The organism is Sediminibacterium sp. FW305-C-49 (assembly GCF_058231085.1).
Genome location: NZ_JBIQXS010000002.1, coordinates 157707 through 182854 on the forward strand (window position 1 = coordinate 157707; position 25148 = coordinate 182854).

28 protein-coding genes are annotated in these 25148 nt (G+C 41.3%); 20 read left to right on the top strand and 8 right to left on the bottom strand.

The window, feature by feature from the left end:
• Positions 1 to 57 precede the first annotated feature (57 nt).
• Positions 58 to 660, bottom strand: a complete 603-nt coding sequence (locus ACH3Z1_RS08065; protein ID WP_490821377.1) for a Crp/Fnr family transcriptional regulator — start codon at positions 658 to 660, stop codon at positions 58 to 60.
• A 2-nt stretch (positions 661 to 662) separates the two neighbouring features.
• Positions 663 to 2108: a S41 family peptidase gene (locus ACH3Z1_RS08070; protein WP_490821378.1), complete on the bottom strand. Its 1446-nt coding sequence runs from the start codon at positions 2106 to 2108 to the stop codon at positions 663 to 665.
• Positions 2109 to 2216: 108 nt separating this feature from the next.
• On the opposite strand from ACH3Z1_RS08070, the gene dinB reads away from it, so the two are divergent.
• Entirely contained in the window at positions 2217 to 3383 is a 1167-nt protein-coding gene (gene dinB, locus ACH3Z1_RS08075) for a DNA polymerase IV (RefSeq protein WP_490821379.1), read from the top strand.
• A 97-nt stretch (positions 3384 to 3480) separates the two neighbouring features.
• Complete coding sequence (locus ACH3Z1_RS08080; RefSeq protein ID WP_490821380.1) at positions 3481 to 4758, top strand: metal-dependent hydrolase family protein; 1278 nt, start codon at positions 3481 to 3483, stop codon at positions 4756 to 4758.
• A gap of 70 nt (positions 4759 to 4828) precedes the next feature.
• Here the strand turns inward: ACH3Z1_RS08080 and ACH3Z1_RS08085 are convergent, their stop codons facing one another.
• The 3 genes from ACH3Z1_RS08085 to rlmN form a co-directional block, all read right to left on the bottom strand.
• A complete protein-coding gene (locus tag ACH3Z1_RS08085) occupies positions 4829 to 5536 on the bottom strand; it encodes an RluA family pseudouridine synthase (RefSeq protein ID WP_490821381.1) in 708 nt (235 codons plus the stop codon).
• A 35-nt stretch (positions 5537 to 5571) separates the two neighbouring features.
• On the bottom strand, positions 5572 to 6660 hold the full coding sequence (locus ACH3Z1_RS08090; protein ID WP_490821382.1) for a pseudouridine synthase: 1089 nt from the start codon (positions 6658 to 6660) through the stop codon (positions 5572 to 5574).
• Positions 6661 to 6792: 132 nt separating this feature from the next.
• Positions 6793 to 7836 (bottom strand): dual-specificity RNA methyltransferase RlmN, encoded by a 1044-nt coding sequence (rlmN, locus tag ACH3Z1_RS08095; protein WP_490821383.1) that lies wholly within the window; start codon positions 7834 to 7836, stop codon positions 6793 to 6795.
• A 146-nt stretch (positions 7837 to 7982) separates the two neighbouring features.
• On the opposite strand from rlmN, the gene ACH3Z1_RS08100 reads away from it, so the two are divergent.
• Together ACH3Z1_RS08100 and ACH3Z1_RS08105 are read left to right on the top strand one after the other, a co-directional pair.
• A complete protein-coding gene (locus ACH3Z1_RS08100; protein WP_490821384.1) occupies positions 7983 to 9176 on the top strand; it encodes a thiolase family protein in 1194 nt (397 codons plus the stop codon).
• A 101-nt stretch (positions 9177 to 9277) separates the two neighbouring features.
• Positions 9278 to 9670: a hypothetical protein gene (locus tag ACH3Z1_RS08105; RefSeq protein ID WP_490821385.1), complete on the top strand. Its 393-nt coding sequence runs from the start codon at positions 9278 to 9280 to the stop codon at positions 9668 to 9670.
• Between the two features lie 46 nt (positions 9671 to 9716).
• Here ACH3Z1_RS08105 and ACH3Z1_RS08110 read toward each other — a convergent pair whose 3' ends face one another.
• The 3 genes from ACH3Z1_RS08110 to ACH3Z1_RS08120 all read right to left on the bottom strand — a co-directional run bounded on the left by ACH3Z1_RS08110 (position 9717) and on the right by ACH3Z1_RS08120 (position 12136).
• Positions 9717 to 10217, bottom strand: coding sequence for a hypothetical protein (locus ACH3Z1_RS08110; RefSeq protein WP_490821386.1), 501 nt, complete (start codon positions 10215 to 10217; stop codon positions 9717 to 9719).
• A gap of 80 nt (positions 10218 to 10297) precedes the next feature.
• Positions 10298 to 11665, bottom strand: a complete 1368-nt coding sequence (gene hisS / locus ACH3Z1_RS08115) for a histidine--tRNA ligase (RefSeq protein WP_490821387.1) — start codon at positions 11663 to 11665, stop codon at positions 10298 to 10300.
• Positions 11666 to 11674: 9 nt separating this feature from the next.
• Positions 11675 to 12136 (bottom strand): low molecular weight protein-tyrosine-phosphatase, encoded by a 462-nt coding sequence (locus ACH3Z1_RS08120; RefSeq protein ID WP_490821388.1) that lies wholly within the window; start codon positions 12134 to 12136, stop codon positions 11675 to 11677.
• A gap of 258 nt (positions 12137 to 12394) precedes the next feature.
• Between ACH3Z1_RS08120 and ACH3Z1_RS08125 the strand changes: the two genes are divergently transcribed.
• From ACH3Z1_RS08125 to nuoK, 16 genes are all read left to right on the top strand, one after another.
• Positions 12395 to 12628 (top strand): hypothetical protein, encoded by a 234-nt coding sequence (locus ACH3Z1_RS08125; RefSeq protein ID WP_490821389.1) that lies wholly within the window; start codon positions 12395 to 12397, stop codon positions 12626 to 12628.
• Position 12629: 1 nt separating this feature from the next.
• Positions 12630 to 13556, top strand: coding sequence for a PstS family phosphate ABC transporter substrate-binding protein (locus ACH3Z1_RS08130; protein WP_490821390.1), 927 nt, complete (start codon positions 12630 to 12632; stop codon positions 13554 to 13556).
• A gap of 24 nt (positions 13557 to 13580) precedes the next feature.
• Entirely contained in the window at positions 13581 to 15332 is a 1752-nt protein-coding gene (locus tag ACH3Z1_RS08135; protein ID WP_490821391.1) for a tetratricopeptide repeat protein, read from the top strand.
• 85 nt (positions 15333 to 15417) lie between these two features.
• A complete protein-coding gene (locus ACH3Z1_RS08140; protein ID WP_490821392.1) occupies positions 15418 to 15819 on the top strand; it encodes an NADH-quinone oxidoreductase subunit A in 402 nt (133 codons plus the stop codon).
• Between the two features lie 88 nt (positions 15820 to 15907).
• Complete coding sequence (locus tag ACH3Z1_RS08145) at positions 15908 to 16498, top strand: NADH-quinone oxidoreductase subunit B (RefSeq protein WP_490821393.1); 591 nt, start codon at positions 15908 to 15910, stop codon at positions 16496 to 16498.
• Between the two features lie 47 nt (positions 16499 to 16545).
• A complete protein-coding gene (locus ACH3Z1_RS08150; RefSeq protein WP_490821394.1) occupies positions 16546 to 17052 on the top strand; it encodes an NADH-quinone oxidoreductase subunit C in 507 nt (168 codons plus the stop codon).
• A gap of 110 nt (positions 17053 to 17162) precedes the next feature.
• Positions 17163 to 18395, top strand: a complete 1233-nt coding sequence (locus ACH3Z1_RS08155; RefSeq protein ID WP_490821395.1) for an NADH-quinone oxidoreductase subunit D — start codon at positions 17163 to 17165, stop codon at positions 18393 to 18395.
• A 27-nt stretch (positions 18396 to 18422) separates the two neighbouring features.
• Positions 18423 to 18923: an NADH-quinone oxidoreductase subunit NuoE family protein gene (locus tag ACH3Z1_RS08160; protein WP_490821396.1), complete on the top strand. Its 501-nt coding sequence runs from the start codon at positions 18423 to 18425 to the stop codon at positions 18921 to 18923.
• Between the two features lie 41 nt (positions 18924 to 18964).
• Positions 18965 to 19411, top strand: a complete 447-nt coding sequence (locus ACH3Z1_RS08165; protein ID WP_490821397.1) for a copper resistance protein NlpE — start codon at positions 18965 to 18967, stop codon at positions 19409 to 19411.
• Positions 19411 to 19842, top strand: a complete 432-nt coding sequence (locus ACH3Z1_RS08170; protein WP_490821398.1) for a nuclear transport factor 2 family protein — start codon at positions 19411 to 19413, stop codon at positions 19840 to 19842. Before ACH3Z1_RS08165 ends, ACH3Z1_RS08170 begins: the two co-directional genes overlap by 1 nt.
• A 44-nt stretch (positions 19843 to 19886) precedes the next feature.
• On the top strand, positions 19887 to 21245 hold the full coding sequence (nuoF, locus tag ACH3Z1_RS08175; RefSeq protein ID WP_490821399.1) for an NADH-quinone oxidoreductase subunit NuoF: 1359 nt from the start codon (positions 19887 to 19889) through the stop codon (positions 21243 to 21245).
• Between the two features lie 16 nt (positions 21246 to 21261).
• Positions 21262 to 22410 carry an NADH-quinone oxidoreductase subunit G gene (locus ACH3Z1_RS08180; RefSeq protein ID WP_490821401.1) on the top strand — a complete coding sequence of 383 codons (1149 nt, stop codon included), beginning with the start codon at positions 21262 to 21264 and terminating at the stop codon, positions 22408 to 22410.
• Between the two features lie 12 nt (positions 22411 to 22422).
• A complete protein-coding gene (gene nuoH, locus ACH3Z1_RS08185; protein WP_490821402.1) occupies positions 22423 to 23475 on the top strand; it encodes an NADH-quinone oxidoreductase subunit NuoH in 1053 nt (350 codons plus the stop codon).
• Between the two features lie 178 nt (positions 23476 to 23653).
• A complete protein-coding gene (locus tag ACH3Z1_RS08190; RefSeq protein ID WP_490821403.1) occupies positions 23654 to 24130 on the top strand; it encodes a NuoI/complex I 23 kDa subunit family protein in 477 nt (158 codons plus the stop codon).
• A gap of 64 nt (positions 24131 to 24194) precedes the next feature.
• A complete protein-coding gene (locus tag ACH3Z1_RS08195; protein WP_490821404.1) occupies positions 24195 to 24698 on the top strand; it encodes an NADH-quinone oxidoreductase subunit J family protein in 504 nt (167 codons plus the stop codon).
• Between the two features lie 89 nt (positions 24699 to 24787).
• Positions 24788 to 25123: an NADH-quinone oxidoreductase subunit NuoK gene (nuoK, locus tag ACH3Z1_RS08200; protein ID WP_490821405.1), complete on the top strand. Its 336-nt coding sequence runs from the start codon at positions 24788 to 24790 to the stop codon at positions 25121 to 25123.
• Positions 25124 to 25148 lie beyond the last annotated feature (25 nt).

The window sequence follows — 25148 nt, forward strand, 5'->3', positions numbered from 1 at the left end:
TGAATGGTCAATCGTGAATGAAGGAGTTTCCCCTATTCACGATTGACCATTCACCATTCACGCTCCCCCTATCCTCACTTTCCCCAACAACTTACTAAAAGTCGTTGCATCGATACCCAGGTAAGAAGCAAGATATTTATGTGGGATAAGCCTGAGTACATGCGGACTTCTATTGAGCAACACTTTGAATTTTTCTTCGGCAGAAAAACATTGTAGTTCAATCTGTCTTTCCAGCACACCAGCCAGTGAAAAACTGGTAGCTTTTCTGATCAGTGTCTCAAAATTATGGTAACGCATCATCAGTTCATTTACCTGCTGGTAGCTGGTCCTGATAAATTCGCTTTGGGTAAGTGTCTCGAGAAAAAACCTCGAAGGGGTTTGTGTTAAAAAAGAATCGGCTACTCCGGAGAAGGAGAATGGATAAGTAAATACAATGGTTGCTTCTTTGCCATCATCACCAGCATAAAAAGCACGTTGTACACCTTCTGTTACAAAATACAGGTATCGTTCTGTTTCTCCCTGCTTGGTGAGCATGGTTTTTCTTTTGGCAGAAAAAGGCTGCCAGCAGTTGGCAAAATTTTCCCACTCGTCATCCTGTAAGGGATGAATCTTATTGCAGAATAGTCTTAGTTCAGCTAAGGCGTTTGTATCGGCGTTCAAGGTTATTTATTTAATATCCAATTTACGGCAGTTTCCAGCACCCTGTCTTTTTTTAGCGTAAGATCTGCTGATGTTGGCCGTACAACTACATCGGGAATAACAGGGCCGAAATCCTTTTCATCTTTATTGGCTCTTGTAAACATCTTGGTAGAACCTCTTGCAATAATATAACTGTTGGGGAGCATGAAGTTGTACATCTCTCCAAAATCATTGGGCGATTCTCCGGTGGGTTCGCCAAAGGTTTTGGCAAGCTGGTAACTTACTACACCATCGGCCAACATATTGGCACTGGAGAAAGTACCTGTGCCAATCAGAAAAGCAACTCTACCGGAAAAGAAAGGCTCTTTAATCTCCGGCTTTTTCAATTCCTTATTGATGTAAACATAGGTGTCGCCATCTTTCTGGCTCATATAAAAACGATTATCTGCCTCATTGTAATTAGCCTGCCCCTTGAGAAAAGTTTTATATGGGGCACTGATTTTCCATTTCATACCCCCGGCAAAAATGTACGGTTTACGGTTGAAATAACGAAGTAATAATTCTCCTAACTGCGAATCGCCGCCACCATTTTCGCGCAGGTCGATGATTAATCCTTTTGCACTACTGTCATTTAATTTTGCAAATGTTTCATCGAGAAATTTTTCAAACGGTTCAGATCTGTCATTACGCATGCTTCTGTAATTGAGATAACCAATGCCTTCAGGCAAAAAACGAAACTCATAAGGCTTATTGCCCTGACTATTCATTTTGGCACTCAAAACACGATTGATACTATCCGCCTGAGAACGCGGAAAACCCGATACAGTGAAACTTCGTTTTTCACCGTTTTCCTTGATGGCTTCAATTTGAAAAGGACTATGTATGCCATCCAGAAACAAAAGTTTACGACTGTAAAAACCAATCTGCTCAAGTTTCCATGTAGCGAGGCCGCCAAATAGCTGGAGATAGCGTTTGTTCAATTCTTCGATAGCAATTCCATTGATACGAACGATTTTATCATTCATATCGAGCTGCTGCGCCTGGCTGAGATCATAGGAAATATGCCAGCCATCTTTCTCTACTTTACGGATCATAAAAGGAAACCGTAAGCTATTGTTATATAAACTATCGGTAATGCGACTACTTACGAGACCCAGATGCCCTTCGTTTAAAGCGGCACTAAGGCGACTAAATAAAAAAACAGTCTGGGTGTGCGAAAGACTATCGCTATGCTTTTTCAATAAATCGCTGAATAAGGTGGTAAGCTGTGTTTTACCGATGGTATGATACAGGTTTACATGCGAAACTTCCATCGTCTCCAGCCAAAAACTGAAATCTTTCTCAACCTGTTCTTTGGCTATTTTTTTATGAAAAAAATCCTGTGGGTGTTTTTGCTCAAAAGCAATGGCCTGTTGTCCGTTAATAGCCATGGTTGGTATGGATAACAGGACTAAAAGAAAAAGTTTCATCAAATGTAATTTGTGGTCAAACGTACAAACACCTGCTGGTGTTACAATCACATAAACGTGGGATTGTTTCGGGGCAGGATAAACTAAATTTTTATCTTAGCTGAGAACATGTCTGCTCCACAACGATATATAGCCCATCTTGATCTCGATTCTTTCTTTGTAAGCGTAGCAATACTGAATGACCCATCCCTGAAAGGAAAGGCTGTAATTGTTGGTGGGTCGAAAGACAGGGGAGTGGTTACCACCTGTAGTTATGAGGCCCGGAAATTTGGCGTAAAAAGTGCTATGCCCATGAAAACGGCCATGCGTTTATGTCCGCATGCAATACTAACCCGGGGCACAAGAGGGGAATATAGTCGTTATTCCCGTTGGGTAACAGAAATCATAGCTGCAAAAGCACCTTTGTTTGAAAAAGCATCTATCGACGAGTTCTATATTGATTTAACAGGGATGGATCGATATTTTGATCCTTACCAATGGACAATTTATCTGCGAACAGAGATTATTGAACAGACACAGTTACCCATTTCCTTCGGATTGGCGACCAATAAAATGGTGGCAAAAATTGCAACCGATGAAGCCAAACCCAATGGGTACCTGTTTATAAAACCGGGGATGGAAAAAGCTTTTCTTGCACCCCTGTCCGTAAATAAATTTTCTGGGGTGGGTGAAAATACTTTCAAAACCTTACAGGCAATGGGTATTCATACCATTCGGGATGTAAGTGAAACGCCTATTGAAGTATTGGAGAAAAAACTTGGGAAATGGGGTTCGGATTTGTGGTATAAATCGCAAGGAATACATCTTGGAGAAGTACATGCATACCATGAAGCAAAATCTATATCAACCGAAAATACTTTCGAAGAAAATAAGACTGATGTTGATTTCCTCTTAAGTGAATTGGTTCGGATGACAGAAAAAGTAGCCTATGAATTGCGGCAGGATGAAAAGTTAACAGGTTGTATAGCCGTTAAAATACGCTACCCTGATTTCGAAACTACATCCAGGCAAACCACTATCGATTATACCCTTCGGGATGATGAACTGATACCGGTGGCTATTGATCTCTTCCATAAACTTTACAGAAAAGGGCAACCCGTTCGTTTACTGGGAGTTCGTTTAAGCGAATTAACCAATCATGCGGTTCAGGGTAGCTTGTTTGATGATGCCGAAAAGAAAAACGAACTCTATAAAGCGATTGATGATGTGAAAAATAAATTTGGAAAATCTCTTCTTCAGAAAGCAAGAACTGTTAAGAAAAAAACAGGTAAGTAAAGACTAAAGGGGACAAGCTATCTGTTCTCAAAAAGTATGTGAAGAGGAGAGTTCAAAACATTATGTATCTTACTATACTAAACACCAAAGTTTCATTATGAGAAAATTTTTAACAGTAATTGCTGGCGTATTGATTTTGTCGTCATCAATAGCGCAACGAACCGTCATTCATTGCGGTCAACTGGTAGATGTTAAGAACCTGCAATTACTCAAAGAAATGACCATCATCACAGATGGAAATAAAATTATAGATGTTCAGAAAGGGTATACTGCAGGAGCAGCAGGCGATAAACTGATAGACCTGAAATCAAAAACAGTGATGCCGGGTTTAATCGACATGCATGTTCATATGGAAAGTGAAACCAATCCGGGTAAGTACATGGAAACATTTACATTCAATCCGGCAGATTATGCGTACCAGTCTGTTGTATTTGCCGAAAGAACATTGATGACAGGTTTTACCGCAGTTCGCGACCTTGGTGGAAGTGGGGTAAATATTTCATTACGTAATGCCATTAATAAAGGATTGATCAAAGGTCCGCGTGTGTACACAGCCGGAAAATCTATCGCAACAACGGGTGGACATGCTGATCCTACGAACGGTTACAGGAGAGATATAATGGGAGACCCTGGTCCTGATGCAGGAGTGGTAAACGGAGCTGATGAAGCTGCTAAGGCTGTAAGACAACGGTATAAAGAAGGGAGTGATGTGATAAAAATTACTGCATCTGGTGGAGTGTTGAGTGTCGCCAAGAGTGGTGAGAACCCGCAGTTTACTGAAGCTGAAATAAAAGCGATAGTAGAAACGGCAAAAGATTATGGGTTTAAAGTAGCCGCACATTGTCATGGTACAGAAGCTATGAAAAGAGCCGTAAATGCAGGTGTTAACTCCATCGAACACGGAACTTATATGACAGAAGAAGTGATGCAGCTGATGAAAAAAATGGGAACTTATTATGTGCCTACCATCACTGCGGGCAGATCTGTAGCCGATTCAGCCAAGAAACCTGGCTATTACCATGAACTGGTAACACCAAAAGCTTTGGCTATTGGACCAAAAATTCAGGGCACTTTTGCCAATGCGTATAAAGCCGGAGTAAAAATTGCTTTTGGTACCGATGCAGGTGTATATGCTCACGGAAAAAACTGGCTTGAATTTGTATACATGAATGAAGGAGGAATGCCCGCATTAGAAACTATTCGCTCAGCCACTTTGTATGCTGCCGATTTATTGGGTGATGACAGAATTGGTGTTATTGAAAAAGATAAACTGGCCGATATTATCGCCATCGATGGCGACCCCGTAAAAGATATCCGCGCAATGGGGAAAGTGAAGTTTGTGATGAAAAATGGAGTGGTGTATAAAAACGAATAAATAAAGGAACAGAAGAACAGAGAAATGCCCAACTTCGAAATTCAATATTGAATATTTCTCTGTTCTTCTGTTATTTAATCTTTCTTAACTGTGCCAACATAGCCCTAAGGTCTTTGGGTAGTTCTGCTTCCAATTCAAACTTTTCTCCATTAAAAGTAAAACTTAGTTTGTGTGAATGCAGCGCAAGTCTATTCATCAATGGCCTCTCCTGCTCGTCGTGTTTCGATAATTTGAATTTCTTCTTTAATGCAGACAATAAAACAGGAGAAGGGTCTCCATACAATTCGTCACAAACAATCGGATGTCCCAGGTGTTGCATGTGAACGCGAATCTGGTGTGTGCGACCGGTATGAATCTGGAACTGTAGCCAGCTATATAAACGAAAACTTTCCAGAACGGAATAATCAGTCAGGGAAGATTTTCCTTTTACATGAGTAATCATTTTTCCAATCTTACCCGGATGTTCCATAATGGCAGCATCAACGCTACCGCTTTCATTCATCAGTTTACCATGAACAAGCCCCAGATAAAATTTTTCTACTTCTCTTCCTTCAAATAACAGGGAGAGCTGTTTATGTGATTCTTCATCTTTGGCGAAAACAATGATGCCACTGGTATCTTTATCTAAGCGGTGAACAGTATAAATATGCTCGTAACGCGATTTTAAGAAGTCCTTCAACGAGGGTTCTTGTCCTAAGCGATCAGGAATACTCAATAACCCTGAAGGCTTATTAACCACAACAAAATAATTATTCTCGAAAATGATATCTGGACGCATAACTAAATAATAGACCATAGTCCATGGCCCATGGTCTATTGACTATTGACTTTCTTTTTCAAAAAGGAATTATTCATGAACTTCAGCAGTCTTACTTCTTTCTCATTCAGGAAACGCCATTTGCCGCGGTCCACATTTTTTTTGGTGAGATTGGCAAACATTACGCGGTCCAGTCCTTTCACATCATAACCCAGGTGTTCAAAAATGCGTCGAACGATCCTGTTGCGACCGCTGTGTATCTCAATACCAATAATATTCTTCTGTTTGTCATCAGCATACCCTACGGCGTCTGCCTGCACAAAACCATCTTCCAGCGTTACACCACTTAAAATAGCTTCAAGGTCTTTTTTTATGACTGGTTTGTCAAGTGTAACCTCGTAAATTTTTTTTACTTCAAAAGAAGGATGCGTAAGTTTTTGTGCCAGCTCACCATCATTGGTGAGAATAAGTACACCGGTAGTATTTCTGTCTAGGCGACCTACTGGATAGACCCGTTCAGGTGTGGCATTTTTAATCAGGTCAAGGACTGTTTTCCTGCCTTGAGGATCGTTGGCAGTGGTGATATAATCTTTGGGTTTATTCAGTAAAATATAAACCGCATTTCTTTGCAGAAATACCTGTTTCCCTTTCACAACAACTTTGTCTTTGGAAGATACTTTATAGCCCGGTTCAAATACTTTATCACCATTAACAGTTACTTTACCATCTTTCACCAACTCAGCAGCTTCTCTTCTGCCGCAAACACCAGCATGCGCAATAAATTTATTTAAAGGCATTTGTTCATCTGAACCTTTGCCCTGTAAGGCAATATTCTCAGCTTGTGGTTCTGGTTGATTATTCTTTTTTGTATATCCACCCTGCTTTTTGCCTACTTTATGGTTGCTCGCAGCCCGCGGCTCAAAGCCCGCAGCTTTACCTTTTCCCTTGCTAGCAGCTGGCGGCTTGAAGCTAGTAGCTTTCTCCTGCTCTCCCCTCATTTTTTCGATCTTCTTCTTCCGCATTTCTTCACCTGCGGCCCTGGCTTCAGCTTTTATTTTTTTCTTTTCCTGGCGGAAAGCTTCTTTAATGGCGCTGCCTTTCTTTTTATCGGCAAACTTGTTGAAGTTGTCTGTTCTTTTTTTCATGTTTTTGTTTTTGCTGTTTTACAACAGGATCGGAAGAAAGCTTCAAGCCGCAAGCTACAAGCTGCAAGAAAATTTGGTAATAAGATTCACCTTCCTTGTAGCTTGTCGCTTGAAGCTTGTGGCTTATAGCTTTTACCCTTTGTTCGCCAATTGTCCGCAGGCGGCATCAATATCTTTTCCACGGCTTCTTCTCAAACGTGCATTCACACGGTTCGATTCAAGAAACTGCATAAAGTTTTGTATGCCTTCTTCATCCGGTTTGGTGAACCTGAAAGCATCAATCGGGTTGTATTCAATAATATTTACAAGATCAGCAGGAACCTGGCGATATATTTTAATCAACTCTTCTGCATCTTTCTGTGAGTCATTAAAGTTCTTGAAGAGGATATATTCAAAAGTGATCTCGTTTCCGGTTTGCTTGTAGAAATAATTCAGCGCATCAATCAACACCTTGATATTGTTGGTTTCATTGATGGGCATAATTTCATTACGCTTGGTATCATTGGCGGCATGTAAAGAAAGGGCTAGTTTAAAACGTACCTGGTCATCACCCAGTTTCCGGATGGCTTTGGCAACACCTGCTGTGGAAACAGTAATTCTTCTCGAACTCATAAACAATCCGTCTTCAGCCGATATACGTTCAATTGCTTTAAGTACATTGCCATAATTGAGCAGGGGTTCGCCCATGCCCATAAAAACAATATTGGATAATTTTTTCTGAAACTTCTCCTCACTTTCTTTATTAATCAAAACCACCTGGTCGTAAATCTCATCATAGGTAAGGTTACGTTTACGATCCATATATCCTGTTGCACAGAATTTGCAACTCAGGCTACAGCCAATCTGTGAAGAGACACAAGCCGTTTTTCTTTCATCGGTAGGAATCAATACACCTTCTATCAAATGATTATCATGTGTGCGAAAGCGACTTTTAATGGTGCCATCTTCGCTGTATTGCACTGCATCAACCTTTAAAGCGGGTAAGCTAAAGTTCTGGGCAAGTTTGGCCCGCAGGTCCTTGCTCAGGTTGGTCATGTCATCAAAACTATGTGCATGTTTTTGCCATAACCACTCATGCACCTGTTTCACCCTGAACTTTTTCTCGCCAATGCCATTGAAATAATCTTCCAAGTCATTGATACTCAGGTGCCTGATATTTGGTAGTTCCGTATTCATCCTGCAAAGATACCCAAGAAACAGAGAAATGTCGAATAATGAATATTCAACATTCAACGGAGGTATCACTTCGATATTCGATATTAGACATTTCTCTGTTTCTCTGTTACATTCCTTTTATCTTGCGCATCAATTATTGCTTTATTATGAATGCTTGTTATGTTATTGATGCGGTGCGTACACCGATTGGACGTTATGGCGGCAAATTGAGCTCTATTCGTCCGGACGATTTGCTGGCACATGTTATTACAGCTTTATTGCAAAGAAACAATACCATTGATCCGGCTGCTTTTGAAGATATAATTGCCGGAGCAGCCAACCAGGCAGGTGAAGATAATAGAGATGTGGCCCGTATGGCAGCCTTACTGGCCGGTTTGCCGGTAACTGTGGGTGGTAATACGGTTAACCGTTTATGTGCCAGTGGCTTACAGGCAGTAATGGACGCTTCCCGCGCCATTATGTGTGGAGAAGGTATGCTGTATATAGCAGGGGGGGTGGAGAGTATGACAAGAGCACCTTTTGTAACAGCCAAAGCAGAAGGTGCTTTCAGCAGAAAAGTGGAAACTTTTGATACAACTATCGGATGGCGTTTTGTCAATAAGAAATTGGCATCTATGTATCATCCCTACAGTATGGGGGAAACAGCAGAAAATGTGGCGAAAGACTGGGGAATTTCGAGAGAGGAACAGGATGCTTTTGCATTTGCATCACAACAAAAATATTTTGATGCACTTGGGGCCGGGAAATGGGATGATGAAATAGTTGCTGTTGAAATGATCAATGACAGGTTGATTTCATGGTTTAACCAGGATGAACATCCACGTGAAACTTCCATGGAAAAACTGGCGGCTTTAAAACCAGCATTTGCAAAAGATGGTACGGTTACGGCCGGAAATTCATCAGGTATCAATGATGGTGCCGCTGCCATGATACTCGCAAGCGAAGAAGCAGTAAAACTATTCAACCTCAAGCCAATGGCTCGAGTAGTAAGTATGGGTGTGGCAGGTGTTGATCCTGCTATTATGGGCATTGGTCCTGTACCTGCTTCACAGAAAGCCATGATAAGAGCCGGGCTCTCCGTAAAAGATCTTGACCTTGTTGAACTCAATGAGGCTTTTGCATCACAAAGCCTGGCTTGTATACAGGATCTGGAACTCGATGCTTCAAAAATTAATGTGAATGGAGGGTCAATAGCTATTGGTCATCCATTGGGTTGCAGCGGTGTTCGTATTTCTGCCACCTTACTACATGAAATGAGCAGACGACAGTCAAAGTATGGACTTGCCACGATGTGTGTAGGGGTAGGGCAGGGGGCAGCGGTTATTTATGAAGGATTATAAATTCAACAGATGAAGCTTTTGTAAACTACTGTTTTTCTGATTTGTTTTCTGTAACTTTTACATCCTAAAACCGTTACGCTAAAAACTAAAACCTGGTACTTATGAAAAAATTGATGATGCTCTGCTTTTTATTGGGAGCAGTTGCTTTTGTTCAAGCACAAACCAAAGACAGTACTTTAAATGATTTTGTAGGGAAATATAAATTTCCTGAAGGCAGTATCGTTACTGAAGTAACAGTAAGCATGGAAGGAGATGGCCTTGTAATGGGGTCAAGTGTGGGTAATTCAGCATTGGTTAAAACGGGTGAGGATCAGTTTTCCATCACTGCGTTTGAAGGAACTGCCCAGTTTAAAAGAGATGCCAATAAAAAAGTAACTGGTGTAAGTATCAATGCAGGTGGGTATGCATTAGAAGGTACAAAATCGGATGGTATTGCATTTGATCGTTCATCTTCGATTTTACTGAAACGACAACTGTTCTTTCAACGGAAATAAGTTGATCTGATCAATGATAAATAAGGAAAGGGCCATTGGCTCTTTCTTATTTATAGTAAGTTTCATCAAGGTAAAACAACCCGTCTTCTTTTTGCCAGTACCAGAATTTTTTTCTGTATACTACATATTTACCCCTTGTAGTGGTTTTAATATAACTTTCAGGTACAAATAAAATACGCGGGGGGACTATTTTATAACGATATACCAGGTTGGTACGCTGGTTGGGTGTAAAAGCCCGGCTGAGTATCCTGTAATCTGCTTTTGCGGCAATTTCTTCGGGCAGTTTTTCTTTTGGGGTGATGATATTTCCCATTCCATCAATCACAACCATTGGCAATAGCTCTTCTTTTGCCTCGCTTTTTGTACCTGTTTTGTCATTCTCCTCTTTAGGAGGAACAGTTGCTACGGGCAAATCTTTTGGTGCAGGTGCTTTGGTTGTAGGAACAGTGCTTGTTCTTGCTGTGGTTGTTTTTGCAGGTACTGTTTTTCTTCCACAACTCATTATGAGCAGCATGCAGGCAGCTAGTATCCATATCGGCTGTTTCATAACGTTATTTTGCTATGATATGCCAATATTGTGCCAGAATAGGCGAATGACTGATAGCTAGTAGGGGTTGGCCATAGCTATCAGCTGAAATAATTCACCAAACCGGACTGCGCCATTTCTTCCTGTGTTCCTTTGCTGAGGTCTTTTACAATACAAGTGCCCTGTTCCAGTTCTTTTGATCCGATAATAATGGCGTAAGGAATATTTTTCTTTTCAGCGTATTTGAACTGTTTGTCAAATTTGCTTGCCTCATGAAAAAGTTCAGCAGCGATATTATTTTTTCTGAGTTGCTGTAATAAACCGAAAGCGGTTTTGCTTTCGGCATCACCCAGGTTGAAGAATAAAACTTTGGTGCCAATCTGAACAGTATCAGGAAAGACTTGCAGTTCCTCCATCACATCATAAATACGGTCTACACCAAAACTAATACCCACACCGGGTACATTGGGTACGCCGAATAAACCGGTAAGATCATCATAACGACCGCCACCGCCAATACTACCCATTTGTACATTCAATGCTTTTACTTCGAAGATGATGCCCGTATAATAATTTAAACCACGCGCAAGCGTAAAATCTGCTACCAGTTGATTTTTGCTGTTTGCCAACGCACAGTTCGATAATACATATTGTATTTCTTCCAGTCCCTTTTTACCCGATTCAAGATTGCCAATCAATTTGGAGAGCTGAGCAATTTTATCTTCATTGCTTCCACTGATGGTCAAATATTTTTCAATCACAGCCACCTGCTCATTGTTTAATCCGCGTTGTGCCAGCTCTTCCTTTACTTTATCAATACCAATTTTATCCAGTTTGTCAATGGCGACCGTGATATCAATCATTTTATCAGCACCGCCACATATTTCAGCGAGTGCGGCCAGTATCTTACGGCTATTGATTCTGATTTCAACAGGTACATTCAGTTGTTCAAAAACTGAAGCGTAAATATGTGTCAGTTCAACTTCATTCAGTAAGCTGTTACTTCCTACCACATCAGCATCACATTGGTAAAACTCCCGGTAACGTCCTTTTTGCGGACGATCAGCACGCCATACAGGCTGTAGCTGGTATCTTTTAAAGGGCATGGTTAACTGACCATAATTCATGGCCACATAACGAGCAAAAGGGATGGTCAGATCGTAACGAAGTGCTCTTTCAGTGATGCCTTTGTTATTTTTTCCTTCCAGTATTTTTTCAAAGTCTGTCCTGGCCTGCTCGTGTTTGGCAGGGTTATCAAGACCGTTGTTGAGTATTTTGAAAATCAGTTTGTCACCTTCTTCGCCATATTTACCCATGAGTGTATCGAGGTTTTCCATGGCGGGTGTTTCCAGTGGTTGAAAACCATATAATTCAAATACTGATCTGATGGTTTGAAAAATATGGTTGCGTTTACGCACCACCGATGCACTAAAATCTCTGGTTCCTTGTGGTAAGCCGGGTTTACTCATATCATTTTCTTATTTAACTGGGCCGTATTTTTCAATAATCCTGTCGCAGGCTGCCGATAACAATCCGAATACATGATGATAATCTTTCTCAGTGCCATACCAGGGATCGGGTACCGCATTCTCAACAGCATCTATTTCATCCAGGATTAACATGGTTTTTGTTTCATCCCATATTGGCCCGCTCATCCTTTTTACTTCATAGTAATTATCATGATCCATTACATAAATCCTGTCGAAATCAATCATGTCTGAAGCCCTGAACTGCCGGCAGCGTTGCTGGCTGATGTCGACCCCATTCTGTGCGGCCACTTTCCGGGAAAGGACATGGGGTGGTTCTCCAATATGATAATTTCCTGTACCTGCACTGTCGACTTTCCAGTTAAGACCTGCCTGCATGGCTTTATACTGTAAAATGCCTTCCGCAAGCGGACTCCGGCAAATATTACCCAGGCAGACCATCAGTACTTTCATGGCGGCAAAGATAATGTTCCGTTGGCAGAAAGCTGTTTGCCCGAATCTGTAAACGAACTCTATGTTTTACGCATGATAAAAAAAACTATAAAACAACTAACGGTTATTAGTGAGTTTAACATTGGATATTATGGAAAGATAAAATGGGTGCATCTTACTATTAAATCAGGAATATTTTATTGTAAAATGAACACTTGATTTCAACGACTAAATTAAATTATTAACTAAATTGCCCACCCCGGGTACAAAAAAGGCCATATGGAACAGGATTTCAGAGAGAAGCAAAAGAAAAGTTACAGGATGATGAGAATGATTTATGACCTGTCAATGGCCGTATTCATTCTGGGAATGGCTTTAATTCTTTTGCTGGCAGAGCCCCTGAAGATTGAACAATTAATGCTGGTAGATCCGATGTACAGATATTTGATGGGATCAGTATCGGTGTTATATGGCGGATACAGGTTGTACAGAGGAATTAAGCGGGATTATTAAAATGAGAAAAGGATTTTTTTATACGGTAGGATCATTTTTTCTGTTCTCATGGTTATTGTCCTGTAACAGTGCTGATAAAGTAAAGACTGACACGGATACACCAACCAGGGGAACGATCAATATAAGTGTAGATGAGAGTTTTAAACCGGTCATAGAAGAACAACTGAGGGTACATAAATCGTCTTTTCCTGAAACCAATATCCAGGTTTCCTATAAACCGGAATCGGATTGTTTCAGGGATTTACAAAAAGACAGTACCCGGATGGTAATTGTGGCACGCGGATTAACGAAAGAAGAAGCATCGTTCTTTGAGAATCAGTTGTCTTATTTCCCGCAATATGGGGTATTGGCATATGATGCAGTAGCCGTTATTGTAAACAGGCAATCACCCGACAGCATTTTCACCCTGAGCAAACTACGCGATATCCTGAGCGGTAAGGATAAAATTACAGCCGTGATGGATGGCAATAAAGCAACCAGTACGGTTCGTTATCTGAAAGACAGTATCCTGAAAGCCGAAAGTTTTGGCGCCAATGTAGTGGCAGCAAAGAATAGCCAGAATGTACTGGATGTGGTAGCTTCCAGAACAGATGTGGTAGGTTTTGTAGGAATCAGCTGGATATCGGACAGTTATGATCCGGTTCAACTGGCATACCTGAAAAAAATCAGGTTGGGATTGGTAGAATGTGTTAAATGTGAGGAAAAAGATATATTCGCAAAGCCCTCACAGGCAACTATTTCATATGGACAGTACCCTTTGGCACGTCCATTGTATTATATATTAAAGGAGAATGCAACCGGACTTGGAACAGGGTTTATGAATTTCATGAGCCTGGAAAGAGGACAGTTGATTTTCCGGAGAGCATTTCTGGTTCCCGCTAAAATGGGATTTGGAAAAAGATCCGGAAGTATTAAAGACGCAGATTAACACAACAACTATAAAAACCGACAAATGAAGAAGACCGTTTCTTTGATCGTAACAGCCTTGCTTGCTGTACAGTGTTTGATGGCGCAGGTAGCGGAGGGAATTAAATTCCTCAACTACGAGAAGTATAAGAGCGCCCGTGAAACTTTGAAAAAGGCTTATGATGCCAATCCAAAAGATCCACAGGCGATCTATTGGTACGGTCAGTCGCTCATTGCTGCTGAAGCTGGTGAGCTTACCAAAGCAATGATTACCGCAGCCAAAGATGTATACCAGAAAGGTTTACAGGAAATTGGCAGCGATGCATGGTTGTTGGTGGGTATGGGACACCTGGAGATACTAGAAGGTGGCGACATCAATTCTGCCAAACAGAAATTTGAACAGGCCATTACTGCAACAACCGAAACAAAAGGTCGTAACAAAGGGAAAGGTAATCCCGGCATCCTGAATGCTATTGGTCGTGCAAATGCCGATGGTGGCAGCAAACTGGGTGATCCCAGTTATGGTATCGAAAAGCTGAAACAGGCTGCACCTCTCGATTTAACCAATCCGGATATCTATATCAATATGGGTATCAGCTACCTCAAATTAGGTGGTGAAAATGGTGGTGAAGCTGTAAAAGCATACCAGGAAGCTATTGCACGTGATCCAAAGAATGCAAGAGCCATGTATCGTATTGGTAAAATATACCTCAGCCAGAATAACAAAGAGCTGTTTGATCAGTTTTTTGCAAATGCAATTACTGCAGATCCTACCTATCCACGGGTATATTATGAACTGTATAAATATTATGCAGATAAAGATGTACCTAAGGCAAAGGATTATCTTGATAAGTTCGTAGCCAATGCAGACAAAGATCCCAATACAGATCTGTTTGTGGCCGATTACCTGTTCCGTGCAGGTAAATACAATGAAAGCCTTGAAAAAGTAAAACAGATTGAAGCAGAAGTGGGCGGTATCGACAAAATGCCAAAACTCTATGGTATTTATGCGTATAACTACGAAAGAACAAATGATTCTTTAAAAGCAAAAGATGCGATTGAAAAATTCTTTGCTACTGCTGACGCTGCTTCTGTAACACCAGAATACTATGTGTTAGCCATTAAAATATACTCCCGCTTTCCCGGAAGTGAAGATGTAGCTGCAGGTTTTATCGAAAAAGCCATGCAGGTGGATACTTTAACTGCCAGCAGAATCAATTATGCTAAAATGGCTTCTGATATGTATGCCAAAGCTAAAAATCCTCAAAAACAGTTGGTATGGCTGAAAAAAGGAATCGGCTTTAAGAAAGAAATGGGCATCACTGACTATTTCTACATTACAGATGCATCTATTAAAGCAGGTGAATTAGAAGAAGCATTGCGTCTGAGCAATGAAATGATTACTAAATTCCCTGACCAGATTTATGGATACAGGTTTGCGGTGCAGTCTGCCGTAGCCATAGATGCGGATACCACAAAGGGTACAGCAGTGCCTTCCATCATGCAATACATCGATTTTCTGAAGAAAGATCCGGCCAAAAACCAGCGTATTTTACCTTTCCAGTTCTACTATCTGGCTTCCTATTACCATGATAAAGCAAAGGATTTTACAAAAACACTGGAAGTGTTAAATAACCTACTAGCTATTTATCCGGAAGATAAATACGGTTTGCAGGTAAAACCTATCGTAGAAAAAGAAATAGCCGCGGCCCAAAAACAGGGCTCCGGTGGTAAAACAGCTACAAACCCTGCAGCTTCATCTGGAGCATCGGGAGCAGGTGGTAATCTTTTAAAATAATTCGGTAAAAACTCCTCCAATATGGGGGAGTTTTTCTTTTTATATGCTTCACAGGCTTATTTTTGCGGGACATTAATGTTTTAACATGAACTGGCCTATTTTTTTGTTAGACGCTTCCGCTACCAGTAATGCCTATGGTTATCTGCCCATTGGTCTACAGTTGATTTTTGCAGCCGGTTTTGTGGCCACCATGATCGCCGTTTCACAATGGCTGGGTCCTAAAAGGAAAACAGCCGACAAACTGGAAACTTTTGCCAGTGGTATTGAAAGTCATGGAGATGCCCGACAGCCCATGGCCATCAAATATTTTCTGGTAGCCATCCTTTTTGTGTTGTTTGATGTAGAAGTGATATTCTTTTACCCTTATGCGGTTAATTTCAGGGAACTGGGTTGGGAGGGTTTCTGGGCCGTATTAATGTTTGTATCCTTTTTCCTGACAGGTTTTGTATATATTATCAAAAAAGGCGCCCTTAAATGGGAAGATTAATAGTACTGTGAATACAATTTCATGGTTTTTACAACAAGAAAAAGCTAAAATGGTTATACTATCATAACCATTTATCAATAGAAAGAATATGGCACGTCCAGTCAGATTTAATATCAACCCCATACCAGCCCATACTGCCGACGCAATCTCCACTGTAAAAGCGCCGGAAGGTTTTTCGGGTGAGGGTTTTTTCACCACACAATTGAGCAGTGTAGTAGGCCTGGCCCGTAAGAATTCCATCTGGCCCTTACCTTTTGCAACATCCTGCTGTGGAATTGAATTTATGGCCACCATGGGTTCTCATTACGATCTGGCCCGTTTTGGTTCAGAACGAGTGGGTTTCTCACCCCGCCAGTGCGATCTGCTGATGGTGATGGGAACCATCGCAAAAAAAATGGGACCAGTTTTACGTCAGGTATATCTGCAAATGGCTGAGCCCCGCTGGGTAATTGCCGTTGGTGCCTGCGCATCCAGTGGTGGTATTTTTGATACTTACAGTGTTTTGCAGGGTATTGATCAGGTAATACCTGTAGATGTGTATGTGCCCGGCTGCCCGCCGCGTCCGGAAGCCATCCTTGATGGTTTTATGAAAATTCAGGACCTGGTTGGTCAGGAAAGTATCCGCAGAAGAAATAGTGAACATTATAAAGCATTGCTGAACAGTTACGGCATTCAGTAAGATCGTTTATAGACTATGGTTCATGGACCATGGACAAAAAAATAAAAATGGCTTTAACAAACGAATACATACAACAAAGGCTGAAAGATCAATTCGGTGAACTGGTGTACAATTTTGAGGACAGCTATGGAATGCTCACTTTCGAAGCACCCAAAGAACAGAATCTTAAAGTATTGCAGTTTTTGTATGATGATGATTCACTTCAGTTTCGTTTTCTGACAGATTTATGTGCGGTGAATTATCCAGATGATGCAGGCAGAGAATTAGCTGTTGTATATCATCTGCACAACCTTAAAGAAAATACCAGGATCCGTTTTAAAGTATTTACAGCGGTAGCAACACCTGATGTATTTACAGCTTCACAACTTTTCTCCAGCGCCAATTGGATGGAACGTGAAACCTATGATTTCTATGGTGTCAATTTTGTTGGACACCCTAATCTCAAACGGATACTGAATGTAGACGAAATGGATTATTTCCCATTAAGAAAGGAATATCCGCTGGAAGATCAGACAAGGATTGATAAAGATGATGAAATGTTTGGAAGAGGATAATAACAGTGAGTAGTCAATAGTGAGCAATCAGTAATACTCACTATTGACTATTCACTACTCACTATACTAAAACGAATTATTCAGCGCAGAAGCTGATCAAGATAGTAACTATGTTAGCGCAACAACAACATAACATCAAATTACCGGAAGGCTCTATCGAAAAAGAGACCACTACATTAAACGTAGGTCCAACACACCCTGCCACACACGGTGTATTCCAGAATATCATGGAGCTCGATGGAGAAAGGGTTGTATCTACAGAGCAAACAGTAGGATATATCCATCGTGCATTTGAAAAACTGGCTGAACGCAGACCGCTATACCAGATTACGCCGATTACCGATCGTTTGAATTATTGTAGCAGTCCAATCAATAATATGGGTTGGCACCTTACCTGCGAAAAATTGCTGGGTGTTAGTACGCCAAAACGTGTAGACTACCTGCGTGTAATTATAATGGAACTGGCGCGAATTTCGGATCACCTGATCTGTAATTCAATTGTTGGTGTAGATACAGGTGCCTATACCGGCTTCCTGTATGTAATGCAATACCGTGAATTAATCTATGAAATATATGAAGAAGTATGTGGGTCCCGCCTTACTACTAATATTGGGCGTATTGGCGGTTTTGAAAGGAATTTCACAAATACAGCGTTTACGAAACTCGAGAAATTCTTAAAAGAATATCCGAAAGTGCTCAAAGAGTTTGAAAACCTCTTTGCCCGTAACCGTATTTTCATGGACCGTACACAGGGTACCGGTGGCATCAGTGCTGAACGTGCATTGAATTATGGCTTTACCGGACCTAACCTCCGCGCAGCAGGAGTTGATTATGATGTACGTGTGCATAGCCCATACAGCAGTTACCAGGATTTCAACTTCACCGTTCCAGTTGGAACTACCGGCGATAACTACGACCGTTTCCTGGTACGTAATGCTGAAATGTGGCAAAGCTTAAGCATCATCGAACAGGCATACCAGAAAATTCAGGAATTCAAAGGAGCAGATGCAGAAGTATATCATGCTGATGTGCCTGAATATTATCTGCCCAAAAAAGAAGATGTGTATACCAAGATGGAAGCACTGATCTGGCATTTTAAGATTATCATGGGAGAAGTAGATATGCCCAAAGGTGAAGTGTATCATGCAGTAGAAGGCGGCAACGGTGAATTGGGATTCTACCTGATCAGTGACGGAGGAAGAACGCCATTCCGTCTACATTTCAGAAGACCCTGCTTCATTTACTACCAGGCCTATCCAGAGTTGATACAGGGCGGTATGTTAAGTGATGCAATTGTAACAATGAGTAGCTTAAACCTCATCGCAGGAGAGCTCGACGCATAATAATTTGGCAATTTGAAGATTGATTTTATGGTAAGATTTTCAGAAGAACAGATGACCGAGTTTAAAAGATTGGTGGCTCGCTATCCGGAAGGAAAGCAGAAGAGTGCTTTATTGCCGGTACTTCATCTGGCACAGGATAGTTTCGGCGGTTGGTTAAGTGCTGAAACAATGGATTATGTAGCAGAATTACTGCAGATCACTTCCATTGAAGTATATGAAGTAGCCACATTCTATAGCATGTATAACCTCAAACCAGTAGGCAAATACATGTTTGAAGTTTGCCAGACAGGTCCCTGTATGTTGAGAGGAAGCGATGATATCATTGCTTATATCGGAGAGAAACTGGGAATCAAACCAGGAGAAACAACACAGGATGGAATGTTTACACTGAAAACAGTAGAATGTTTAGGAGCCTGCGGTTATGCGCCGATGATGCAGTTGGGTAAACACTATCGTGAACACCTGACCAAAGAAAAAGTAGATGCCATTATTGACGAGTGTAGAAAAACAGCAGCTAATCTGAATTAACAATAATGAAGAGAGGAACTGTACATATTCTAATTATTCTAATGGTGTTAGCATCTGCTTGCGAAAACACATCTGTTTCAGGATCAACAACAGTTGAGGTTACTGATACTGTAACAGAAGATATGTCAATAGATACTGTTGACAATGCTGGAATGCCAGTGGGTGCAACTGCCAAGAACTCTCTGGATGTAATCGGAAAATATAAAGGTGTTTTACCCTGCGCCGATTGCGAAGGAATAGAAACAACGATCGAATTAAAAGCAGACAGTACCTATAGCAGAGTAATGAAATACCTGGGTAAACAAGATAACCTATTTACAGCTACAGGTACATGGTCATGGGCAAGTGAATTTGTGATCAACCTGGGAAGCATAAAAGAAGGCCCCAACAGGTATTTTGTAGCGGAAGGAAAATTGTTGCAGTTGGATATGAGTGGTAAAAAGGTCAGCGGTGCATTGGCGGATAAATATGAACTGAAGAAGCAATAATGAAAAAAGGCCTCATTATAGTATTCACTTTATTTTCTCTCACTGCAATTGCACAAGGCAAAGCAGAAAAGAAAATACTGGACAATATCAAATCGTTGAACAGCGCCATCTTTATTAAGAGAGATAGTGCTGTTTTATCGCAACTGGCAGGTGAAGCTGTAACATATGGGCATTCGAGCGGGAAGATTGAAAATAAAGTGGAAATGATATACAATGCCATGATAAGTCCAACCACCTACAAGGACTTCGTCATGAGTGATGTTTCCATTCAGGTGGATGGAAAAACAGCAATTGTTCGGCATGTATTAAAAGCAAGATCATTCGATGCAGCAGGTAAAGAAGGGGTATTGCATTTGAATGTATTACAGACCTGGGTTAAAAAAAATAAACAATGGATATTAGTAGCGAGGCAGGCTGTTAAATTATCCTGAGTAGTTATATCAAATACAAAACTCCTGAAAGGGAATGCAGGTATATGAGTAAAAAATTATTGTTAGAAAAGGCGCATGTAGAAGGTATCCGCTATTTCGATGTATATCGGAGGGAGGGCGGTTATCGTAGTGTGGAGAAGGCATTAAAAGAAATGGGCCCCGAAGCGATTGTAGAAGAAGTGAAGAAAAGTGGTTTGAGAGGTCGTGGTGGTGCCGGTTTCCCAGCCGGAATGAAATGGAGTTTTATTGCCAAACCAGAAGGCGTTCCGCGTCACCTGGTATGTAATGCTGATGAAAGTGAACCAGGCACATTCAAAGACAGATACCTGATGGAGTTTATTCCGCACCTGTTGATTGAAGGATTGATTGTATCCTCTTTTGCACTGGGCAGTAATGATACCTACATCTATATCCGTGGAGAATATGCATGGATCGTGGATATTTTAGAGCAGGCTATTGACGAAGCAAAAAACAATGGCTTCCTGGGAAAAAATATTTTGGGAACTGGATTCGACTGTAATATTCATGTACAGCGGGGAGCAGGAGCGTATATCTGCGGTGAAGAAACAGCATTGATTGAATCACTCGAAGGGAAACGTGGTAATCCAAGAATTAAACCTCCGTTCCCGGCCGTAAAAGGTGTTTGGGACAGGCCAACAGTGGTAAATAATGTGGAGACACTGGCTGCCGTAGTTCCTATTATCAATTTAGGTGGAGATGAATATGCAAAAATTGGTGTGGGTCGTTCAACCGGAACCAAACTCATCAGTGCATGCGGAAACATCAATAAACCGGGTGTATATGAAATTGATATGACGATTTCTGTTGAAGAATTTATTTACAGCGATGAATATTGCGGCGGAATTCCCAACGGAAAAAAACTAAAAGCCTGTATTCCGGGTGGATCATCCGTTCCTATTCTGCCAGCCAACCTGTTATTAAAAACAGCCAAAGGCGAAACACGTTATATGAACTATGAAAGTTTAGCAGAAGGTGGTTTTGCAACAGGCTCTATGATGGGTTCAGGAGGGTTTATTGTATTGGACGAAGACCAGTGTGTGGTACGTCATACATTATCACTCGCCCGTTTCTATCGCCATGAAAGCTGTGGACAGTGTTCACCATGCAGAGAAGGAACAGGATGGATGGAAAAAATCCTGAAAAATATTGAATACGGAAAAGGAAAGATGAGTGATATTGACCTGTTATGGGATATTCAGCGCAAGATTGAAGGGAATACGATTTGTCCCTTGGGCGATGCTGCTGCATGGCCAGTCGCTGCGGCCATTCGTCATTTCCGAGATGAATTTGAATGGCATGTATTGAATCCGGAGGAATCGCAGAAAAGAAATTATGGATTAGCACATTATGCTGATCCGATACACGTGCCGGTTGGAGCATAATTTGAATTAACACTTGATGTCGTTTAGGCGGCAGAAAATGAATAATATGGGTGAACAACAATTGTTTAAAGTAACGATCGACAACATCACGATCGAAGTGCCGGCAGGCACTACGATTTTGAATGCTGCGCGTAAAATTGGTGGTGATGTAGCACCTCCCGCCATGTGCTATTACAGCAAGTTGGAAGGAAGTGGAGGTAAATGTCGTACCTGTCTCGTGGAAGTAAGTAAAGGGTCTGAAAAAGATCCGCGTCCCATGCCTAAGCTGGTAGCATCTTGCCGTACCACAGTAATGGATGGAATGGAAGTAAAAAATATTACCAGTGAAAAAGTAATAGACGCAAGAGCAGGCGTGGTGGAATTTTTATTGTTGAATCATCCGCTGGATTGCCCTATCTGCGACCAGGCTGGTGAATGTCATTTACAGGATCTCAGCTATGAACACGGTAAAGAGGGAACACGTTATGAGTTCCAGCGCAGAACATTCAACAAACATGATCTGGGTCCGTATATACAGTTGCACATGACCCGTTGTATTCTTTGCTACCGTTGTGTGTTTACAGCAGATCAGTTAACAAAGAAAAGAGAGCATGGCGTATTGGATAGAGGTGATCATGCAGAAATTGCAACCTTTATTGAAAAAAGCCTCGACAACGATTTTATTGGAAACGTAATAGATGTATGTCCGGTAGGCGCATTAACCGATAAAACATTTCGTTTTAAAAATCGTGTATGGTTCCTGAAACCGGTAGATGCTCATCGTGATTGTCCAACCTGTAGCGGTAAAGTTACTTTATGGAATAGGGGTGATGAAGTGTTTCGTGTAACAGCGCGTAAAGATGAATGGGGAGAAGTGGAAAATACTGAAGACGGAAAACCAGGCTGGATTTGTAATACCTGCCGCTTCGAGAAAAAGAAAGCCAGTGATTGGATAATAGAAGGCCCAAGACTCATCAACAGGCATTCAGTGATTTCGCAAGGACATTATGCCGGTAAAGTGGGTACCAACAAACCAACAGAAACTTTTGAAGCGGTAAACGATGGAAGACAACCTCAGTTACTGATGGATATTCATACAGTAAGTGAGGTGAATAAACCCGAAGTGCAGCTAAGCCTTATTGAAGGACCGGCGCATTCTCAAGTATTTAATCAGAACAAAGACTAATTGCATTTTATAATGACACTACTTGCTTTTGATTGGGCCTTATTGATAGAAAAACTCGTACTGATTGCAGTCATCGTTTTCGGCAGCCTTGGTATTGCCCTGTACACCACTTTCGCAGAACGAAAAGTGGCAGCGATATTACAAGATCGACCAGGTCCCAATCGTGCGGGTCCTTTTGGTTTATTGCAGCCATTTGCCGATGGTCTGAAACTGATGATGAAAGAAGAAATCATCCCAAACACCTCCAATAAAGTATTGTTTATTCTTGGTCCGGGACTTGCAATGACAGCAGCTTTGATGACCTGCGCAGTAATTCCCTGGAGCAGCCATGTAGAATTGTTTGACAGGAAAATCGAATTACAGATTGCCGACATCAATATTGGAATTCTTTATGTATTTGGTGTGGTAAGTATGGGTGTATATGGCATCATGATTGGTGGATGGGCATCCAATAATAAGTTCTCGCTCATGGCTGCGTTACGTGGTGCATCACAGGCCATTAGTTATGAACTGGCTATGGGTCTTTCGCTGATTGCGGTATTGATGTTATCCGGCTCCCTGAGCCTGAAAACAATTGTTGGCGAACAAATGGCAGATGGTAATTTCTGGAACATTGCTTACCAGCCATTGGGCTTCCTTATTTTCTTTGTATGTGCGTTGGCTGAATGTAATCGTACACCATTTGATTTACCGGAAGCAGAGAATGAGTTAAACTTTGGTTACCACCAGGAATACTCATCAATGAAACTCGGTTTCTATCTGTTTGCAGAATATGTAAATATGATTATGAGCAGTGCAGTAATGGCCTGCCTCTATTTTGGCGGGTACGATATTCCATTCCTGGATGAATCAACATTGGCACCAAATATTGCAGCAATACTGGGTGTGGGCGCATTGCTTACCAAAATAGTGATCTTTATTTTCATCTTTATGTGGATACGCTGGACCATCCCGCGTTTCCGCTACGATCAGTTGATGAACCTTGGCTGGAAAACAATGATACCATTGGCGCTGGCTAATATGCTGATTACAGGGGCAGTGATTTTATGGAGGGCAGGAGCTTAGCTTAGTCAGTAGTGAATAGTGAGTGAAAAAAATACTCGCTACTCACTACTCACTAATAACTCTTGGTTTCAATAAGGTAGAAAAATATTTTTGCAACATTAAAAATCCCGCAGGGATGTAACATATGCAGGCATTAACAAACAGGGCAGAAAGTGTAAGTCGTAAACCCATGAGTTTCATGGAACGACTGTATATTCCTGCTATTCTGAAAGGTATGGCTATTACATTCAGCCATATTTTCAAAAAGCAGCCCACCATTCGTTATCCGGAACAGAAAAGAGAATTCAGTCCCGTGTTCCGTGGATTGCATGTATTGAACCGTGATGAGGAAGGGCGTGAACGTTGTACAGCCTGCGGACTTTGTGCAGTAGCTTGTCCGGCAGAAGCCATCACCATGGAAGCTGCTGAAAGACTGCCCAGTGAAGAGCATCTGTATCGTGAAGAAAAATATGCGGCAAAATATGAGATCAACATGCTCCGCTGTATTTTTTGTGGTTTGTGTGAAGAAGCATGTCCGAAAGATGCAATTTATTTGAGCGAAACATTTGCACCGGCCAATTATACGAGGAAAGGGTTTATTTACGGCAAGGAAGAGTTGTTGATACCCAACCCAAAAACGAATGCTGATGAATATGCAAAGGCAAAAGGTTTGTAATAATGAATAACCAGTTGCAGCGTATTTGATTAACTGTTTATGAAGAAGCCTAATTAAAAGACCAATGAGTATAACCGAAATATTATTCTTTTTTCTTTCTGCACTTGCTGTATTCAGTGCCATCATGGTACTGGTGAGCCGTAATCCGGTTCATAGTGTGCTTTGGCTGATTGCAGTTTTCTTTGCCATATCGGGTCATTACATTTTATTAAATGCACAGTTTCTGGCAATCGTTAATCTGATTGTGTACGCAGGGGCCATTATGGTATTATTCCTGTTTGTAATCATGTTGATGAACCTGAATAAAGAAACAGAACGCAACAAACATATCTGGATGAAACTAGCAGGTGCAGTATCAGGAGGTTGTTTCCTTATGGTATTGGTATCACTTGTTCGCCAGGCAAATGATTTTCAGGAAAAAACTGCGTTAATGGGTACGGGTGATATTGGCCTGATCAAAAACCTTGGTAAAGCCTTGTTCAGTGATTTTGTTGTGCCTTTTGAAATCAGCAGTGTATTGTTCCTGAGCGCAATGGTAGGTGCGGTAGTAATTGGGAAGAAGGAGTAACAGAAAAGATAATAGTCCATGGTCGATAGTCCATGGTAAAACAGACATAAATGCCATGGACTAGTGACCATGGACTATAAACTAAGTATATGCCGATACAATATTATATCTATCTGAGTTTAGCGCTCTTCAGCATTGGTATCATCGGGGTGTTAACACGCCGAAACGCTATCATCGTTTTTATGTGTGTTGAGTTGATGCTGAATGCCGTGAATCTGTTGCTGGTTGCATTTTCAAAAATGCACCATGGTATGGCATTGGCTGCTGATCCTGCTACAACAGCAGGTATCGACGGGCAACTTTTTGTATTCTTTATCATGGTAGTGGCGGCAGCGGAAGTAAGTGTTGGACTGGCCATTATTGTAATGATGTACCGCAACGTACATTCAGTTGATATTAACTTTTTGAATCGGTTAAAGAATTAATTCCTGCAAAGGAATCATTGTTGAT

Coding starts and splice junctions, on each gene's coding strand:
- ACH3Z1_RS08070 (WP_490821378.1), bottom strand. CDS start 2,108: ATGAAACTTTTTCTTTTAGTCCTGTTATCCATACCAACCATGGCTATT.
- dinB (WP_490821379.1), top strand. CDS start 2,217: ATGTCTGCTCCACAACGATATATAGCCCATCTTGATCTCGATTCTTTC.
- ACH3Z1_RS08080 (WP_490821380.1), top strand. CDS start 3,481: ATGAGAAAATTTTTAACAGTAATTGCTGGCGTATTGATTTTGTCGTCA.
- ACH3Z1_RS08085 (WP_490821381.1), bottom strand. CDS start 5,536: ATGCGTCCAGATATCATTTTCGAGAATAATTATTTTGTTGTGGTTAAT.
- ACH3Z1_RS08090 (WP_490821382.1), bottom strand. CDS start 6,660: ATGAAAAAAAGAACAGACAACTTCAACAAGTTTGCCGATAAAAAGAAA.
- rlmN (WP_490821383.1), bottom strand. CDS start 7,836: ATGAATACGGAACTACCAAATATCAGGCACCTGAGTATCAATGACTTG.
- ACH3Z1_RS08100 (WP_490821384.1), top strand. CDS start 7,983: ATGAATGCTTGTTATGTTATTGATGCGGTGCGTACACCGATTGGACGT.
- ACH3Z1_RS08105 (WP_490821385.1), top strand. CDS start 9,278: ATGAAAAAATTGATGATGCTCTGCTTTTTATTGGGAGCAGTTGCTTTT.
- ACH3Z1_RS08110 (WP_490821386.1), bottom strand. CDS start 10,217: ATGAAACAGCCGATATGGATACTAGCTGCCTGCATGCTGCTCATAATG.
- hisS (WP_490821387.1), bottom strand. CDS start 11,665: ATGAGTAAACCCGGCTTACCACAAGGAACCAGAGATTTTAGTGCATCG.
- ACH3Z1_RS08120 (WP_490821388.1), bottom strand. CDS start 12,136: ATGAAAGTACTGATGGTCTGCCTGGGTAATATTTGCCGGAGTCCGCTT.
- ACH3Z1_RS08125 (WP_490821389.1), top strand. CDS start 12,395: ATGGAACAGGATTTCAGAGAGAAGCAAAAGAAAAGTTACAGGATGATG.
- ACH3Z1_RS08130 (WP_490821390.1), top strand. CDS start 12,630: ATGAGAAAAGGATTTTTTTATACGGTAGGATCATTTTTTCTGTTCTCA.
- ACH3Z1_RS08135 (WP_490821391.1), top strand. CDS start 13,581: ATGAAGAAGACCGTTTCTTTGATCGTAACAGCCTTGCTTGCTGTACAG.
- ACH3Z1_RS08140 (WP_490821392.1), top strand. CDS start 15,418: ATGAACTGGCCTATTTTTTTGTTAGACGCTTCCGCTACCAGTAATGCC.
- ACH3Z1_RS08145 (WP_490821393.1), top strand. CDS start 15,908: ATGGCACGTCCAGTCAGATTTAATATCAACCCCATACCAGCCCATACT.
- ACH3Z1_RS08150 (WP_490821394.1), top strand. CDS start 16,546: ATGGCTTTAACAAACGAATACATACAACAAAGGCTGAAAGATCAATTC.
- ACH3Z1_RS08155 (WP_490821395.1), top strand. CDS start 17,163: ATGTTAGCGCAACAACAACATAACATCAAATTACCGGAAGGCTCTATC.
- ACH3Z1_RS08160 (WP_490821396.1), top strand. CDS start 18,423: ATGGTAAGATTTTCAGAAGAACAGATGACCGAGTTTAAAAGATTGGTG.
- ACH3Z1_RS08165 (WP_490821397.1), top strand. CDS start 18,965: ATGGTGTTAGCATCTGCTTGCGAAAACACATCTGTTTCAGGATCAACA.
- ACH3Z1_RS08170 (WP_490821398.1), top strand. CDS start 19,411: ATGAAAAAAGGCCTCATTATAGTATTCACTTTATTTTCTCTCACTGCA.
- nuoF (WP_490821399.1), top strand. CDS start 19,887: ATGAGTAAAAAATTATTGTTAGAAAAGGCGCATGTAGAAGGTATCCGC.
- ACH3Z1_RS08180 (WP_490821401.1), top strand. CDS start 21,262: ATGTCGTTTAGGCGGCAGAAAATGAATAATATGGGTGAACAACAATTG.
- nuoH (WP_490821402.1), top strand. CDS start 22,423: ATGACACTACTTGCTTTTGATTGGGCCTTATTGATAGAAAAACTCGTA.
- ACH3Z1_RS08190 (WP_490821403.1), top strand. CDS start 23,654: ATGGAACGACTGTATATTCCTGCTATTCTGAAAGGTATGGCTATTACA.
- ACH3Z1_RS08195 (WP_490821404.1), top strand. CDS start 24,195: ATGAGTATAACCGAAATATTATTCTTTTTTCTTTCTGCACTTGCTGTA.
- nuoK (WP_490821405.1), top strand. CDS start 24,788: ATGCCGATACAATATTATATCTATCTGAGTTTAGCGCTCTTCAGCATT.